This window comes from Pyrodictium delaneyi (assembly GCF_001412615.1).
GTDB lineage: Archaea > Thermoproteota > Thermoprotei_A > Sulfolobales > Pyrodictiaceae > Pyrodictium > Pyrodictium delaneyi.
In genome coordinates this window covers 1,914,311-1,929,993 of record NZ_CP013011.1, presented here as the reverse complement: position 1 = coordinate 1,929,993, position 15,683 = coordinate 1,914,311, and the positions used below count along the sequence as shown (strand labels likewise).

15 protein-coding genes are annotated in these 15,683 nt (G+C 59.5%); 9 read left to right on the top strand and 6 right to left on the bottom strand.

Going from position 1 to position 15,683, the window contains the following annotated elements:
* Positions 1-21: 21 nt before the first annotated feature.
* The 3 genes from Pyrde_RS10980 (at position 22) to Pyrde_RS09785 (ending at position 1,838) form a co-directional block, all read left to right on the top strand.
* Positions 22-735, top strand: a complete 714-nt coding sequence (locus tag Pyrde_RS10980; protein WP_269465025.1) for an acyltransferase — start codon at positions 22-24, stop codon at positions 733-735.
* A 467-nt stretch (positions 736-1,202) separates the two neighbouring features.
* Complete coding sequence (locus Pyrde_RS09790; RefSeq protein WP_055410344.1) at positions 1,203-1,430, top strand: hypothetical protein; 228 nt, start codon at positions 1,203-1,205, stop codon at positions 1,428-1,430.
* A 6-nt stretch (positions 1,431-1,436) separates the two neighbouring features.
* Entirely contained in the window at positions 1,437-1,838 is a 402-nt protein-coding gene (locus Pyrde_RS09785; protein WP_055410339.1) for a type II toxin-antitoxin system VapC family toxin, read from the top strand.
* A gap of 476 nt (positions 1,839-2,314) precedes the next feature.
* On the opposite strand, the gene Pyrde_RS09780 is transcribed toward Pyrde_RS09785, so the two are convergent.
* Together Pyrde_RS09780 and Pyrde_RS09775 are read right to left on the bottom strand one after the other, a co-directional pair.
* Positions 2,315-3,340 (bottom strand): MraY family glycosyltransferase, encoded by a 1,026-nt coding sequence (locus tag Pyrde_RS09780; protein ID WP_055410337.1) that lies wholly within the window; start codon positions 3,338-3,340, stop codon positions 2,315-2,317.
* Positions 3,341-3,610: 270 nt separating this feature from the next.
* On the bottom strand, positions 3,611-3,949 hold the full coding sequence (locus Pyrde_RS09775) for a hypothetical protein (RefSeq protein ID WP_143522106.1): 339 nt from the start codon (positions 3,947-3,949) through the stop codon (positions 3,611-3,613).
* Between the two features lie 176 nt (positions 3,950-4,125).
* Between Pyrde_RS09775 and Pyrde_RS09770 the strand changes: the two genes are divergently transcribed.
* Positions 4,126-4,887 (top strand): ATP/GTP-binding protein, encoded by a 762-nt coding sequence (locus Pyrde_RS09770; protein ID WP_055410333.1) that lies wholly within the window; start codon positions 4,126-4,128, stop codon positions 4,885-4,887.
* Here the strand turns inward: Pyrde_RS09770 and Pyrde_RS09765 are convergent.
* The 3 genes from Pyrde_RS09765 to Pyrde_RS09755 all read right to left on the bottom strand — a co-directional run bounded on the left by Pyrde_RS09765 (position 4,880) and on the right by Pyrde_RS09755 (position 8,510).
* Entirely contained in the window at positions 4,880-6,157 is a 1,278-nt protein-coding gene (locus Pyrde_RS09765) for an aconitase/3-isopropylmalate dehydratase large subunit family protein (protein WP_082419615.1), read from the bottom strand. The genes Pyrde_RS09770 and Pyrde_RS09765 overlap by 8 nt on opposite strands.
* Before the next feature lie 9 nt (positions 6,158-6,166).
* On the bottom strand, positions 6,167-7,174 hold the full coding sequence (locus Pyrde_RS09760) for an isocitrate/isopropylmalate dehydrogenase family protein (protein WP_055410331.1): 1,008 nt from the start codon (positions 7,172-7,174) through the stop codon (positions 6,167-6,169).
* Between the two features lie 196 nt (positions 7,175-7,370).
* The gene (locus Pyrde_RS09755; RefSeq protein ID WP_082419614.1) at positions 7,371-8,510 is read right to left on the bottom strand and encodes a LeuA family protein; all 1,140 of its coding nucleotides are present in this window, start codon (positions 8,508-8,510) and stop codon (positions 7,371-7,373) included.
* A 272-nt stretch (positions 8,511-8,782) separates the two neighbouring features.
* Here Pyrde_RS09755 and ilvB point away from each other — a divergent pair, with 272 nt between their 5' ends.
* The 5 genes from ilvB to Pyrde_RS09730 all read left to right on the top strand — a co-directional run bounded on the left by ilvB (position 8,783) and on the right by Pyrde_RS09730 (position 14,228).
* Positions 8,783-10,561 (top strand): biosynthetic-type acetolactate synthase large subunit, encoded by a 1,779-nt coding sequence (ilvB, locus tag Pyrde_RS09750; protein ID WP_231656741.1) that lies wholly within the window; start codon positions 8,783-8,785, stop codon positions 10,559-10,561.
* Between the two features lie 6 nt (positions 10,562-10,567).
* Positions 10,568-10,819, top strand: a complete 252-nt coding sequence (locus Pyrde_RS09745) for an ACT domain-containing protein (RefSeq protein WP_055410328.1) — start codon at positions 10,568-10,570, stop codon at positions 10,817-10,819.
* A 176-nt stretch (positions 10,820-10,995) separates the two neighbouring features.
* Entirely contained in the window at positions 10,996-11,979 is a 984-nt protein-coding gene (gene ilvC / locus Pyrde_RS09740; RefSeq protein ID WP_055410948.1) for a ketol-acid reductoisomerase, read from the top strand.
* 3 nt (positions 11,980-11,982) lie between these two features.
* Positions 11,983-13,704 carry a dihydroxy-acid dehydratase gene (ilvD, locus tag Pyrde_RS09735; protein ID WP_055410326.1) on the top strand — a complete coding sequence of 574 codons (1,722 nt, stop codon included), beginning with the start codon at positions 11,983-11,985 and terminating at the stop codon, positions 13,702-13,704.
* On the top strand, positions 13,686-14,228 hold the full coding sequence (locus Pyrde_RS09730; RefSeq protein ID WP_055410324.1) for a LeuD/DmdB family oxidoreductase small subunit: 543 nt from the start codon (positions 13,686-13,688) through the stop codon (positions 14,226-14,228). The genes ilvD and Pyrde_RS09730 overlap by 19 nt, the downstream gene beginning before the upstream one ends.
* On the opposite strand, the gene Pyrde_RS09725 is transcribed toward Pyrde_RS09730, so the two are convergent.
* On the bottom strand, positions 14,191-15,573 hold the full coding sequence (locus tag Pyrde_RS09725; RefSeq protein ID WP_055410322.1) for an NAD(P)-dependent malic enzyme: 1,383 nt from the start codon (positions 15,571-15,573) through the stop codon (positions 14,191-14,193). The genes Pyrde_RS09730 and Pyrde_RS09725 overlap by 38 nt on opposite strands.
* Between the last annotated feature and the right edge of the window lie 110 nt (positions 15,574-15,683).

The following is a 15,683-nucleotide window of genomic DNA, read 5'->3' as shown; positions in this document are numbered from 1 at the left end:
GCTGTGGAGGGCTGGCTTGGCTTGGCCGGGTTTGTGTCGCGGCGTGCCCGTGTAGAGGGCCTGATGGCTCCTTCTGCTGTCGTGCTTGGTAGCAGTGTGGTGGGGGAGGGCAGCTTTATCGATGATAATGTTGTACTAGGGTATCCTGTCCGCTCGAAGCTCCGGAAGCTGGCCGGCAGTGGTAGTTCCGGCAGTAGTCTCTGGGAAGAGATGGATGCTCTTAGCGAGGGCTCTGTGATCGGGCGTGGCTGTATACTTCGCCGTGGAGCTGTGGTGTATGAACGTGTGCAGCTTGGTGACCGCGTGGAGACGGGGCACCATGTAGTGATCCGGGAGGAGACGGTGATAGGTGACGGCACGATAGTGGGTACGGCTACTGTGGTCGATGGTCGTGTCCGTGTGGGCCGTGGTGTCCGCATAGAGACTGGCGTGTACATACCACCTGGCACTGTGATAGGCGACGAGGTGTTCATTGGCCCCCGGGCGGTGTTCACGAACGACAAGTACCCGCCCTCGCGGAGGCTCGTGGGTGTTGTGGTCGAGGACGGGGCGGTTATCGGGGCGAACGCGGTCATACTGCCCGGGGTGCGGATTGGCCGGAGGGCTGTGGTAGCTGCCGGGAGCGTGGTGACCAGAGACGTGCCTCCTGGGACTGTAGTAGCTGGTGTCCCGGCCCGTCCGATCATGTCCCGGGACGAGTACGAGGAGCGGAAGAGACTGTGGGAGCAGGGGTAACAGCTGTGCTGCTGCGCGAGCTCTTTGTACCCGGTCTTTCCAGCAGCTAGTAGCCTAGTAGCTTGTATATCTCGTTTTATCCGTTTATGGCTCTGTGTAGATTATGTTACATGTAGAGCTAGGAGTACGTCTTCGGTAAAGAGCTTCCTACCGCCTTTTCTCTAGTATCTCCCACGGATCCCTTTCGATGCTTGGTTAGAGGTGCTGGAAGTCGTAGCCTAGTTCAGGAGAGATGGCGACTCAATTGTGCATCTATATGTAGTGAATTAAGTGTAGCGGCAAATTCCTGTAGCTCTAGCTCCTGTCCCCGCTACGCCTCAGGCTCTGAGCGAGCTACGAGTGTTGTCTCCGGGTCATGATGGCTAGGCGGGCGCGTGACCTGTAGCTGGGGCGGCCGCTCGGTAGACTGGTAGTGGGTAGACCTTATACGTGGTTCACCTGTAGGTGGTACCCCGGGGTGGGGGTTTGTGGGCTATGTCACTGTTTCTGCTAAGATCCCCCGTAGGTTGAAGGAGCTGCTCGATAGGTACGGGGTTAAACCCGGCCCAGTAATTAGGAGGGCTCTAGAGGAGGAGGTTAGGAAGCGCATGCTTGAGGAGATCGAGGCGAAGGCTAGAGCGCTGAGCAGCAAGGTCTCTCATATACCTGACGAGGAGATTGCTAGGCTGATACGCGAGGACCGGGGAAAGAGGTAGCCGGGGATGTACTTGTTCGACGCGAGTGCCCTAGTGAACATGGTTAAGAAGGGTAGGGTTAGACCACTCGCCAGAGGAGCTACGATCGAGCTAGCGCTCTACGAGTCCCTGAACGCTGTATGGAAGGAGTACAAACTGCTGGGAAGGATCGACGAGGAAACGGCACTAGAACTCGTAGATGTTATTAGTAGCGTATTCAATGTTATAGAGGTATTGTCGGTGAAGGGCCTGGAGAAAGGTATCTTCGAGTTAGCGGCTAGGGATGGCCTCACGGTGTACGATGCCTCCTATCTATACGTGGCGATGAAGAACGGTTACATTCTCGTAACCGATGACAGAGAGCTTAGAAATAGAGCATCAAGATATGTAGAGACGGTCTCTAGCAGCGAGCTGGCCAACAAATACTAGTGCAGACTCAGTGCTGCGGCTACTCCGCATACTACGGCGGCAATATAATGTGGATGCAGGCGTTTTCTAAGTTTATTACCCCAAGTTAGCACGATAATCGGGCTGTCAGTAGCCCGTTACCGTTGATACTGTTTCGGCGGAATATATTTTGCATGAATTATCGCCTCTAGTGAATGCTCTCAGTCTTCGCTAATGCTCTATGTCCTGAACTGCAGGTATGGAATGAAGCTGTTGGAGAACCCTTTGGTCATGGTTCTTAGGGTGGCGGCCTTAGGCTCCAGGTGGTGGTGAAGGATCTAGCGGAGGAGATGAAGAAGCTAGAGAAGAGGAGAACGTGATGCTGGCTGGCAAGGTTTTAAGAGTTTTATAAGTTAGTTAGAAACTCAGAAGATTGTAACCCTAGATGCTAGAGCGCTATACTTTCACGGATTTAAGGCGAACACCGGTCCAGCCGTAACCCCCATTGCGGCAAGGCCTTAGAGGAGGCCTTCTAGAGCCAGTACGAGGGCTACGAGTCCTATCACAGCTTGTGCTAGGAGGATGACTAGTACTACTCCTTTCTCGGTTGCACGGCCTCTCGTCCTCTTCAGCAGTCTTATCGCGAGGTGCTGGAGACTATAGGCGCCTTGGAGCGGGGGCTCTAGGCTGCCGTCGGGCCTGGGTACTCCGAAGTCTTCTATGCCGGGCCTCCATACGCCGTGAAGTACGCCGCGAAAGTATAGTAGCGCCTTCACGAAGTACAGGGTGAAGAGGACTAGGCCGAACTTCTCCATGTTGCCTAGTATCACCAGGGCGGCGTAGTATGCGCCGACGCCGTAGGTGAAGGCGTTGCCGGGGAACACGCGGGCGGGGTACCAGTTGTACCGTAGGAACCCCAGCAGCGCTGCTGCCATGACGAGGGCTGCCTGGAGTACTAGGTCTAGTCCCTTTAGGGCTGCATAGGCGGCGGTGAAGAGCATTAGCAGCAGGCCCATGCCGGCCTCGAGCCCATTGTAGCCTGCCAGCATGTTGAACGCGTTAGCGGCGCCTAGCACGCCCACCGGCACGGCTACCAGGGGGTACGCGGCTCCGAGGTCCACGGTGCCTATTAGGGGCAGTGATAGTGTGGACTTGCCCGCCTTTATCACGACGAGCGGCAGCGATACGGGGGCCATGAAGGCCACCCGCTGCCAGCGTGGCAGGCCCCGCTTCCACCCCAGAATATCATCGATGAAGCCTAGGAGGCTAGCCAGGAGTAGGAGGGCTACAAGCGCGTAGAGCTCGGCGGGCCGGTAGGGCGCCCCCTCCAAGTAGGTGTAGAGAGCCTCGAGGGCTAAGAGCCCGAAGGCGGCAGCAACGACCGCCCAGATGCCGCCCGCCTCAGCGACCATGACCTTGCCTGGCTTGTTCATGTCCTGGCCGACTAGGCCCCGGGCCCTGGCTACCCGGATCCATGCAGGCTCGATAACCAGGACTAGCGCGAAGGCGACGAGGCCCGAGGCTAGTGCGTAGACTAGAGCCAAGGAGGTATCCCCGTCACGCTCTCTCGTCTGCCCCTTGTTGGCGCCACGGAAGCTATGCGGGGCCGAGCATATATTAGCGTGGCGTGTATGGGTGTGTCTAGCGTCCGCGGCAGCCCAGCGGCTAAAGGTATATGCCTATTCTTTCCGGAGGGGTCTGGGAGCTAAGCATAGGGTTCTCACGGTTGTATAAGGAGTAGAGGAGAGGCCCTAGAGGAAGCGATGAGATGGGAAGGAAGCAAACAAATGGGTAAGGGTTTAGGCTGCACCCCTCTACTGGCCAGTCTCGTCTTTCTCTTCTTTCTCCCTGTCTCTTAGCCAGCTCCACCAGTATAGCCAGCGACACCATCCCCTGCCTAGGAGCCAGCCCGGCCTCTCCCAGGGCGGTAGGTGGCTCCAGGGCCCGCGGCCCGGCCAGGGCCCTATAGTGGCCGGTGGTGCTGGCGGCGTTTGCTGGCTAGCCTGTGCTGGCGGGGTTGTTGGCGGCAGGGGTGGTTGTTTTGACTCGCTAGTCTGCTGTGCCTGGAGCCACCAGGCCCGGCCGCGTCCCCATCCTTGGCCACGCCGCCAGCCTCCTCTGCCCCATCCTCCGCGTCCCCATCTCCATGGCATCCTGGTGTACACCTCCTACCGAGCGCTCCAAACATTGCATGTAGCAAACACGCCTGCATAAGCGTTTCCCCCGGCACGACGGGGCCCGGGATCAAGCCCTGGGAGGGGCCTACAGCTAGCGGCAAGACTTACAGCACAGAAGCTGCCCGAAGAAACCCGGGAGAGGGGAACACAGCATGGGCAAGGTGATAGTTGTCTTCGTGGGGCCTGCAGGTAGCGGCAAGTCGACCCTAGTAGCAGCCTACGCCAAGTGGCTACGAGAGGGCGATGCCAGCGTCTACACTGTGAACCTCGACCCAGCGGCGGAGACGCTACCGTACGAGCCAAGCCTGGACGTGAGGAGCATCGTGGACGCCAGGGAGGTTGCACGGAAGTATGGGCTCGGCCCTAACGGGGCGCTAGTCAAGAGCATGGAGCTGGTAACGGAGAGGCTGGAGGAGATAACGTCGAAGATAGCTGCGGCCGAAGCCGACTACGTGCTCGTGGACACGCCGGGTCAGATGGAGGTATTCCTCTTCCGTGACCTCTCCTGGAGGCTCGCCGAGGCCCTCCGGGGCATCAGCCCCGAGAGCTACGCGGTATTCGTCCTAGACGCCTCGGTGATTAGGGATCCCGCCGACTACGCGTTCCTAGTAACCATGGCTACAGCAGTACAGCTAAGACTAGGGCTCGAGACAGCCCCGGTGCTAAACAAGATAGACCTAGTACCCGACGTAGAGATCACCGGCGACCTGCTACGCGACTTCGGCCGCGTCTCCCGCGCGCTACGCGAGGCCGGCAGCGTCTACGCCGAGATGCTCCGCGAGATGCTACGAGTACTGCTCAAGTACAACCGCCGTGTCGAGGTCCCAAGGGTCTCCGCCCTAAAGGGTGAAGGAATCGAGGAGCTACACCGGCTAGTACTCGAGATGAGCTGTAGCTGCGGCGACCTCAGCTAAGCAGCCCACGTGGATCCACGATCCTGCCCTCCACTGCGGCAGCGGCGGCTGTGTAGGGCGAGGCGAGGTAGACCCTGGCACTCGGGCTCCCCATGCGCCCCGGGAAGTTCCTATTGCTAGTAGAGACCACGACCTCGCCGTCGCCCGCCACACCCATGTGTGCTCCGAAGCAGGCTGCACACCCCGGCGGCGCTATGACGGCGCCAGCCTCGTGGAGTATCTCGAGCACCCCTGTCTCGAGCGCCCGACGGTATATCCTACGACTTGCCGGCGCCACTATGAGCCGGGCCCGTGCTCGGCGGCCCTTGAGTATCCGGGCAGCTGCTTCAAGGTCCTCGTAGCGGCCATTAGTACAGCTCCCTATGAACACCTGGTCCACTTCCTCGCCCTCCACCTCCGCGACGGGGGCGACATTATAGGGTGCAAGAGGCTTAGCCACCATTGGCTCTAGCTTCGCGAGACTGATGCTCAGAGAGTCGGTCCCTGGTTCAGGCTCGACACGCAGTTCCCGGGCTTCTTCCGGGGGCTCGCGGCCCCGCGTAGCGCGGTACCATTCCCTCGCGGTGTCGTCGAAGGGGAAGAGCGCGGTCTTCGCTCCAGCCTCTACCATCATGTTGGCTACTGTGAGCCGGTCGTGCATCGGTAGCGTTGCTACACCTGGCCCGTGGAACTCTACGCTGCGATAGATGGCGCCGTCGCCGCCCAGGATCCCCAGCAGCGTTAGCACCAGGTCCTTGCCCGTAATCCCCTCGGGTAGCTTGCCCTCGAGCTTAATGTAGAGCGGCTCGGGGACCCGTAGCCAAAGCCTACCAGTCGCCATGGCGTAGGCTGCCTCGGTGCTCCCAACCCCCGTTGAGAAGACCGAGAGAGCCCCGTAGGTTATCGTGTGGCTGTCTGCGCCGAAGACAAGCCAGCCGGGCTCCACGAGCTCCTCCACGGCAGCCTGGTGCATGACGCCGTAGCCGACGTCCCAAACCCGGCAGCCCTTCTCTCGGGCGAATAGCCTAAGGCGGCGGTGACCAGTAGCTGTGGCGGCGGTGGGCGCGGGGCTATAGTGATCGAAGGCGAATACTATCCGGGGCCGCTGCCTCCGGCAATCTATGAGTCTGTCAGCGCCCGTCTCTTCTAGTACCCGGAGCGCCAGGAGCCCGGTCACATCGTTCACGAGCACAGCGTCGGGTTCGACTACGACTATGTCCCCGGGCTCGACGCTCCCACGGGGCTTCTCAACAGCGTGCTTCTCTATGATGCGGGCTGCGAGGCTGGCCATGCTCCAGGGTCACCTCCTCTTCCCTGCTGCTAGGAACCGTGCCACGGCCTGGGCGTACTCCATTGTGGAGAGGTTTCCGCCTAGATCCGGCGTCGCGAGCCCAGCTGCAAGAGCCTGCTCCACAGCTGTCTCGACGCTGTGTGCTGCCTCATGGTATCCGAGGTAGTCGAGCATCATGGCAGCTGACAGTATCATTGCTGTGGGGTTTGCCACACCCTTTCCAGCTATGTCCCAAGCAGCGCCGTGGACTGGCTCGAAGAGAGCTTTCTCGTCGCCTATGTTGGCCGAGGGGGCTAGGCCGAGGCTTCCCGCGACCTGTGCAGCTAGGTCGCTGAGAATGTCGCCGTACTGGTTCATTGTGAGCACCACGTCAAACCGTGCAGGATTACGCACCATCTCCATCGCGGCGGCATCGACATACATCTCGTCTACGCTAATACCCTCCTCCTCTAGCACCCGGCGTGCTACATCCCGGAAGAGTCCGTCGGCGACACGGAGCACGTTAGCCTTATGGACTATAGTGACGCGCCCCGTCCGGGAGGAAGCGTAACGCGCAGCAACCCGTGCTATCCGCCGGGTCCCCGCCTCAGTGACGACCTTCACCGCGAACGCTGCGCCCGGCACGCTGAACTCTATACCCGCGTAGACGTCCTCAAGGTTCTCCCTGACTATGACCAGGTCTATTGGTTTAACGCTCTCGACACCGGGAAGGCTACGAGCCGGCCGGATATTAGCGTAGACTCCCAGCTCCCTCCTCAAGACGACTACGACGTCGCGTGCAGTCTCGCCCACAGGCCCCTTGAGCACAGCATCAGCCCAGTTCCGGGCTAGCTCCAGAGTCTCGTGTGGCAGAGGCTCTCCATACTCGCGAGCGGCAATGTCCCCAGCTTCTGCATAGCGTATCTCGAGGTCGAACCCATATAGATCCATGGCCTTCTCGAGAATAAACATAGTAGCCTCTACGATTTCGGGACCTATACCATCGCCTGGTATAACCAGCACCCTTGGAGCAGCCAACACAACTCACCCACACCGCTCCCTAGCGGAGCAGCTCCTAGGCTCATGGTCTAGTAGCATAGATCAAGCTCCTAGAGAGGTTAGGAGCTTCAGTTAATCATGTACTGCGAGTAGTTAAGGCCCGGCACCTCAGCCTAGAACCCGTAAAAGGACTAGTAGAGCTAGACCAGGGCTTCTACTCGTCAGCTGTGCTGGCTTAGGGGTAAGGCGTCTTTACACGCTCCTGTCGCGTGTACTCGTTTATCCATTTAACGATTATGTCCTCGCTGACCTTCTTCATCCTTGGTGCATATTCCTTCAGCTTATCCAGTATATACTTCACTAGATCGGGCTCCGGGTCTACCCCGATGTTCTTTAGGGCCCACTCTACAGCTGCACGGCCGCTGTGACGGCCTAACACGATGCGTCTACGGTTGCCGACAGATTCAGGTGGCAAGGGCTCGTAAGTGGCAGGGTTCTTCAGTATGCCGTGCACGTGTATACCAGCTTCATGGGCGAATGCGTTGCGGCCAACGATAGCCTTGTTTGGTGGAGTCTCAACGCCGAACTTGCTGGCTACAAGCCGCGAGATAGGCGTCAGCAGCTCCATGCGGATACTTGTGGTCCTGCCCATTAGGTAGTGTAGAGCAGCTACAACCTCCTCGAGGGCAGCATTGCCTGCTCTCTCTCCGAACCCGTTGACGGTTACCTGGACGCCATCGGCTCCAGCCCTCACGCCTGCAAGTGTATTAGCGGTGGCCATGCCGAAGTCGTCGTGGCAGTGTACGTCTATCCAGACCCAGCTGGGTAGACTCCTCCTTATGAGGCTCACAAGCCACTCCATGTACCAGGGTGTGGCTGTGCCCACTGTATCCGGTATGTTGATGTAGCCGGCTCCAGCCTCTACGACGCGCCGGTAAATCTTCACAAGGAACCCAGGGTCGCTACGGGTGGCGTCCTCAGCGGAGAATAGGACTGTAGCCCCGTAGCTTCGCGCCCTCTCTACGGCCTCGACGGCACGTTCTATTACCTGGCTCCGGGTCATCCTCAGCTTGTACTTCATGTGTACATCGCTCGTGGCTATGAACACGTGGATTATGTGAGCCTCGGCGGCAGCAGCCTCGTCAACGTCGCGTGGATGCGCCCTGGCTAGGGCTGCTATCTTTGCCCTAGAGGTTTCCTTGACGGCAGCTCTTACGGCTTTGCGGTCTATGTCGGAGGAGGCCGGGAATCCGGCCTCTATAATGTCGACGCCTAGTTCGTCGAGGGCGCGTAGGATCTCTATCTTGTCGTAGAAGTCGAGCTCTACTCCAGGCATCTGGTCGCCATCACGGAGGGTGGTATCGAAGACCCTTATGCGAGTTCCACTTTCGACTGCACCTCCGGTTCATGCTCGATGAAGCTGGTCTTTCTTGCTGGGCCAGGGACACTGGGCGCCCACAACCGTCTATTTAAGCGTTGTTTCCCGTATGTTAGAATGGGACAGAAAGAGTTTTAACTAGGGAGGAATGTGGGTCAGGATACCCGACGCCTCCTAGAGCGGCTGAGCTGTAGCGCGGCCTGGCTGGAGGTGGTCTCGATGTCAAACGTCCCTATGTAACCGGAGGTGGTCCAGATGTCAAACATTATGTGAGGGGTGCAGTCGAAAATGGAACTCGCGTGGTAGACCACATAGCTCGTATTCTCAAAGACCTGAGTGCAACGCAAGTCTTCGGAGTAACCGGCGGCAGCATAATGGGGCTCTTCGACGCCCTGGCGCTCGAAGACTTCGAGATATACATGTTCCGCCACGAGCAAGGAGCAGCACATGCAGCCGACGCCTACGGCCGAATAGCGCGCAGGCCGGGAATAGCCCTGGCCACGAGCGGCCCTGGTGCGACAAACCTGGTAACCGGTATAGCTAACGCGTACTTCGACTCCGCCCCGATGGTGGCCATAACGGGGCAAGTACCTACAAGCGTCTTTGGGCGAGACGCCTTCCAGGAGACCGACATCGTCGGAGTAACAGCACCGATAACCAAGTTCGCCTACCAGGTAAAGAAGCCGGAGGAGGCAGGTCCCGCAATACGTACAGCATATAGGTTAGCCGTGGAGGGTAGGCCGGGTCCAACACTCGTAGACCTTCCCAGAGACGTGCAGCTAACCAAATACGAGCCAAGAGACGAGCCCGAGTACCTCCCAATAGACTTCGCCAAGTACCAGCCGCCGAGCCCCGACCCCGAGGCCGTGAGGAGAGCAGCACGCCTACTCCTTGCCGCTTCGAGGCCGGTAATCCTCGTCGGGACTGGCGTATACTGGTCGGGGGCCACAGCCGAGGTCATCGAGCTCGCCGAGCGGCTGCAAGCGCCGATAGTCACGACGCTCCCTGGAAAGAATGCTGTTCCAGCCGACCACCCCCTGGTAATGGGCCCAGCTGGCATGCATGGCCGCGCCGAGGCCGATGCAGCACTCGCTAATGCCGACGTGATACTTGCCGTGGGTACACGGTTCTCCGACCGGACTGTAGGCAGATTCGAGCCAGAGCTGCGTGAGAAGAAAATAATCCACATAGACATAGACCCCAGTGAGCATGGCAAGAACGTCCCACCAGCTGTAAGCATCATAGCTGATGCACGGGAAGCACTACAGGCTATACTCCGCGAAATGCCGGCAGTTCCTCAGCGCGACAAGAGGTTCATCGAGTGGCTCCTATGGATACGCCGCCGCTACGAAGACGCCATGGAGAAGCTGGCGGCCCGGATGAGGAAGTTCGCGCCGTGGAAGGTGCTGAAGACGCTCAGACAAGCCGTCCCCCGTAACACGATAACTGTTACTGGTGTGGGCAGTCACCAGATGTGGTCGGAGATACACTGGGACGTCTACGTACCTGGCACCTGGGTAACAAGCGCCGGCCTAGGCACCATGGGGTTCTGCATCCCGGCAGCACTCGGCGCCAAGATAGCCGCGAGGGACCGCCCAGTACTCTGTATCGATGGCGACGGAAGCTTCCAGATGACTATGAATAACCTGGCGCTCGTAAGAGACTACGACCTACCCATAATAGTGACTGTGTTCGACAACCGTGCATTGATGCTCGTCAAGCAGTGGCAGATATTCCTCTACGACCGCAGAATAGTAGCGACCGAGTATAGCCAGTGGCCAGACTTCACGAAGATAGCTGAGGCCTACGGGATAGAGGCGATCCGCCCAGCAAGCCTAGAGGAGATAGACACAGCAGTACGCCGCGCAATCCGGAACAACGAACCCCTCATAGTCGTGGTAGACATAGACAACAACGAGGACATAGTGCTGCCATGGGTGAAGCCTGGCGAGTGGTTGACAGACGCAATACTGCCTCCAGGAATGGAGGATGTCAGTCTCGTTTTCCGCGAGGAGAAGCTAGCAGCTGCTCCAGCAGCTGGGAGGTGATACCACGTGGCGGCACAAGGCATCGGGATATACGTGATAGAGGTATCAGCGTTTAATGGTATGGACGCCATAATGAGGCTAAGCAACATGGCGCGCCGGGCCAAGCTGGAATACCGCAACATAAGTGCTAGCTTCGACGGCAGAGTCGTCAGAATGCGTATAGAGGCTGTGGGCGAGGAGAAGGAAGTGCGCTGGCTAGCAGCCAAGATGGAGAGGATGCCTGAAGTCTACGCGGTGGCGGCCAAGAGACTATCGTAGAGAAACACTAAGCAGTAGACGTGGCTGGCGGCTAACGCGTCATATTCTCTCCGTAATTCTTTCTTAGGGTTGTGTGGCTAGCTCTCTCCCCACAACAAGAGCTAGATATATGAATATATATCTTATATGTCTATAAGGATCATGGGTAGCTCTTGAAGGCAGGAGGTGACTACACCATGGCGAAGATATACACGGATCGAGATGCTAGCCTAGACCCGCTCCGGGACAAGACCATAGCAGTCATAGGCTATGGTAGCCAGGGCCGAGCCCAGGCTCTTAACCTCCGCGATAGTGGGCTGGACGTCATAGTAGGGCTCAGACCGGGGAAGAGCTGGGAACTAGCCGAGAAAGAAGGGTTCAAGGTATACCGGGTGGACGAGGCAGTTAAGAGAGCAGACGTCATAATGATGCTCATACCGGACATGGTCCAGCCGGAAGTCTGGAAGAACCAGGTGGAGCCGCACCTACGCGAGGGGATGACAGTAGACTTCGCGCACGGTTTCACGGTACATTACGGGCTGATCAAGCCGCCAGAATTCGTAGACGTAGTCATGGTCGCGCCTAAGAGTCCCGGCGCTAAGGTCAGGGAGGAGTTCCTCGCAGGCCGCGGTGTCCCGGCGCTCGTTGCTGTATACCAGGACTACAGTGGCAGGGCCTTGGATACTGCGCTCGCCATAGCGAAGGGTATAGGGGCGACACGAGCAGGCGTCATAGAGACTACGTTCAAGGAGGAGACAGAGACCGACCTCATAGGCGAACAGACAGTACTCGTAGGCGGGCTCATGGAGCTGATAAAGAAGGGCTTTGAGACCCTCGTTGAGCTGGGCTACCAGCCCGAGGTCGCGTACTTCGAGGTACTCAACGAGGCCAAGCTGATAATGGACCTCATATGGAGGTATGGTATCACCGGCATGCTGGAACGTGTCTCAGTCACGGCACGCTACGGTGGCCTGACAGTAGGGCCAAAGGTGATAGACGACCGGGTCAAGGAGAACATGAAGAAGGCTGCCGAGCGGGTACGCAGCGGAGAGTTCGCCAGGGAGTGGGTAGAGGAGTACAGGAAGGGGATGCCGAGGCTCCAGAAGCTCCTCGAAGACACCCGGAGCCACGAGATAGAGCGTGTAGGCAAGGAGATGCGCCGCCTCCTCTTCGGTGACTAGGCCTTGGCTCTCCGCAGCGCGGCGGTACGGGAGGGGCTGCACCGGGCGCCCCACCGCAGCCTCCTCTTAGCAGCAGGCCTCGACGAGAGCGACGTCTACGACACAAGCAAGCCGCTGATAGGCATCGTACACACCTTTTCCACGATTGTCCCCGGCCACCTCCTCCTAGACAAGCTGGCTGCGGCCGTCGCAGAGGGGGTACGGGAGGCTGGCGGCGTCCCGGTATATGCTGGCGCAGTCTCGGTGGACGACGGTATAGCGATGGGCCACGAGGGTATGAGATTTAGCCTCGTAGCCAGGGAGAACGTAGCGGACGCCATCGAGATATTTGCCGAGGCCCACCGGCTGGATGGAATCGTCGTGGTGACGGCCTGTGACAAGATGATGCCAGGCGCCCTCCTCGCAGCCGCGAGGCTCCGAGACGAAATCCCCGTCTACATAGTCAATGGCGGTCCTATGCTTGCTGGTCGGAGGCCGGGAGGCGGCTGCTGCCTAGCAGTAGGCCACGTCTTCGAGGCCGTAGGCGCCTACCGTGCGGGCAAGATGAGTATGGAGGAGCTCCGCGAGGTCGAGAAGCGTGCTCTCCCGACGCCGGGAAGCTGTGCCGCCATGTACACGGCTAACACTATGGCTGTAGCGGCTGAGGCACTCGGCTTCATACTCCCGGGGGCGGCGGCGGTCCCGGCCGTCTACTCTCAGAGGATACACGTGGCAAGAGAGACTGGGAGGCTTGTCGTGAGAGCGGCCAAGAGGGGCTGGACTGCGTCAATGTTCCTGACGAGGGGATCCTTGTTTAACGCGTTGGCTGTCGACGCGGCCGCGGGCGGCTCGACCAACACGCTGCTCCACCTCGCAGCCCTGGCGGCCGAGGCCGGGATAGACCTCGACCTAGATGCTGCTGAGGAGCTGTTTGCCCGGACGCCCTGGCTAGCGGACCTGGAGCCTGGTGGTCGCTACTTCATGGAGCACTTCTACGAGGCTGGAGGAGTGCCGGCCTTGGCACGCGAGCTAGCAAAAGCGGGTGTGTTCGATGCGAGCCTCCCGGCTGCAACTGGTGAGCCGTGGAGCCGGGTGTTCGAGAAGCTCCCGCCAGCCCCCCTAGGCCCGGCTATCCGGAGGCACGACAAGCCTCTGCAGCAGCGTAGCCCGCTCCGGGTTCTCCGGGGCAGCCTAGCACCCCGCGGCGCAGTGCTCAAGGCGGTGCGTATTGCTAGGAGCAGGATAGAGGGTCCCGCCAAGGTCTATAACAGCGAGGAAGAGGCGATAGAGGCGCTCGAGGCGGGCGAGATAAGGGCCGGCGACGTGGTCATAGTCCGCTACGAGGGGCCAGCCGGCGGCCCCGGTATGAGGGAGATGCTTCAGCTGACATCGATGCTCTACGGTATGGGTCTCGGCGACCGGGTAGCCCTGGTCACCGACGGCAGGTTTAGCGGCGCCACCCGGGGGCTCATGATTGGTCATGTCTCGCCAGAGGCTATGGCGGGAGGACCTATAGCGCTCGTCGAGCCCGGCGACACGGTGGTGGTTGACGCTGAGAAGGGACGGCTCGACCTCCTAGTAGACCCTGGAGAGCTAGAGGAGCGCCGGAAGCGCTGGAAGATACCAGAAAGCGTGGCAGAGAGGCATCGCCGAATAGCCGAGAGGGGCGGAGTCCTCTACGCATACAGCCTCCTAGCCTGTAGCGCCGACCTTGGGGGTGCACGGCGGTGCCCGAGGACAGGGTAGAGGGCCGGGCCCTCATAGTGGGCGACAACATAGACACGGACACGATCATACCAGCGAGGTACCTACACAGCACAGACCCTAGGGAGCTCGCGAGCCACGTCTTCGAGGATGCCCCGGAGATACGTAGGAGACTAGACGCGCTAGAGAAGCCTGTGGTGATCGTGGCGGGTCGTGGCTTCGGCTATGGGAGTAGCCGAGAGCACGCAGTGCTAGCCCTCAAGGCGGCTGGCGTAGTAGCGGTGGTCGCCGAGAGCTTCCATAGGATATTCTACAGGAATGCCCTCAACAATGGCTTGGTAGTCCTTGAGGCCCCCGGGCTACGTGGAAGGGTTAGGGATGGAGACTATGTGGAGATAGACTTGTCGACCGGCGAGATACGAGTAGGGGGCGAGACAGTTGCCAGAGCTCGGCCAATGCCGGGGATGCTGCTAGAACTGCTGAGAGCGGGTGGGCTAAAGGAAAAGCTCCGGGAGCTAGCCCGCGCGGCTACCCCTGGGCACGGCTCCGCCGGAGCCCCTGGATAGCTTTCTCGACATCCTCGGGTAGCGGCGCCACTAGGCCAGCCTCACGCAGCATCCTTATCTTCTCTAGTGTTGAGTGTATTATCCGGGTTGCTCTTTCCAGCTCTTCCTCGTAGCTGAGCTTGAGCCTCGCTACCCCCTGCTCTACGGCCTTAGCTGCTGTAGCGGCCGCGACCCTGGGGAAGACCTCCCACTCCTCCATCGTGGGGATAATGTAGTCCTCATGTAGCCCCTTCTCCTCTGCGTACCTGGCTAGCTCCTCTGCCGCGGCTATAGCCATCTCGTCGGTGATAGTCCGGGCTCTTACGTCCAGTACGCCCCGGAATATAGGCGGGAACGCGAGGCTGTTATTCACCTGATTGGGGAAATCGCTTCTCCCAGTCGCCACAATTCTGGCTCCGGCCTCGCGGGCCTCCCACGGCCATATCTCGGGCACAGGATTGGCCTCAGCGAAGACTATCGGGTCCCGATTCATCCTCCTTATCCACTCCTTCTTTATCACACCCGGCCCCGGCCGCGACGCTGCCACTACAGCGTCGGCGCCCTCGAGAGCCTCGGCTATGCCGCCGCCTCTTAGCCCGTTCCAGCCACCGTCGGTCTCCATAGCTATTCGGTACTTCCACGGGTTGCTCTCCCGTAGCCTCTCTATGTCTGGTCTCTCGCTGTGGAGGACGCCCCGCGAATCCACGGCCACAATATTCTCGGCGGGAACCCCGTAGGCGCGCAAGAGCCTGTAGAGAGCTACGTTGGCGGCACCAACGCCTATTATAGCGATCTTCATCTCTTGGAGTCTTCTCCCCGTCAACTTGGCAGCATTTATCAGCCCGGCGAGCGTTACCGTGGCTGTGCCCTGCTGGTCGTCGTGCCAGACTGGTATCTCGAGCCTCCGCCGGGCCTCGTCCAGGATATAGAAGCACTTAGGGCTCTCAATATCCTCGAGGTTTATCCCGCCGAAGCTGGGCTCGATGAGCTCTAGCAGCTCTAGGAACTTCTCGGGATCCCGGGCGCGGTGTACTAGGGGGACGGCATCCACGCCGCCAAGCGCCTTGAAGAGTAGCGCCTTACCCTCCATGACTGGGAGGGCGCCCTCTGGCCCGATGTCGCCTAGGCCGAGGACGCGTGTGCCATCGCTGACCACGGCTATCGCGTTCCAGCGCCATGTATTGTGGAAGCTCTGCTCGGGATCCTCAGCGTTCTCCCGCGCTGGGCCCGCGACGCCAGGTGTGTACCATATAGCGTAGTCCTCCTGTCTACCAGCTGGGACCTTCGGGATGACCTCTATCTTTCCCTCGTAGAGCTTGTGTAGCCTACGGGAGATAGAATACCAGTCTATCTTTTCGCCGCTCAAACCTCCTCATGCCAGCTAGTGTAGCTAGGCCTCTTAGGAGCAATAAACACTCGCTACCCTATCAACTAGTGGGATTCCCAAGGGCCTACAAGTCCACGATCCAAGCCATA

Excerpts from the sequence above, each read along its gene's own strand:
- Pyrde_RS09785 (WP_055410339.1), top strand. The coding sequence starts at position 1,437 with ATGTACTTGTTCGACGCGAGTGCCCTAGTGAACATGGTTAAGAAGGGT.
- Pyrde_RS09775 (WP_143522106.1), bottom strand. The coding sequence starts at position 3,949 with ATGCCATGGAGATGGGGACGCGGAGGATGGGGCAGAGGAGGCTGGCGG.
- Pyrde_RS09770 (WP_055410333.1), top strand. The coding sequence starts at position 4,126 with ATGGGCAAGGTGATAGTTGTCTTCGTGGGGCCTGCAGGTAGCGGCAAG.
- Pyrde_RS09765 (WP_082419615.1), bottom strand. The coding sequence starts at position 6,157 with ATGGCCAGCCTCGCAGCCCGCATCATAGAGAAGCACGCTGTTGAGAAG.
- ilvC (WP_055410948.1), top strand. The coding sequence starts at position 10,996 with ATGGCGAAGATATACACGGATCGAGATGCTAGCCTAGACCCGCTCCGG.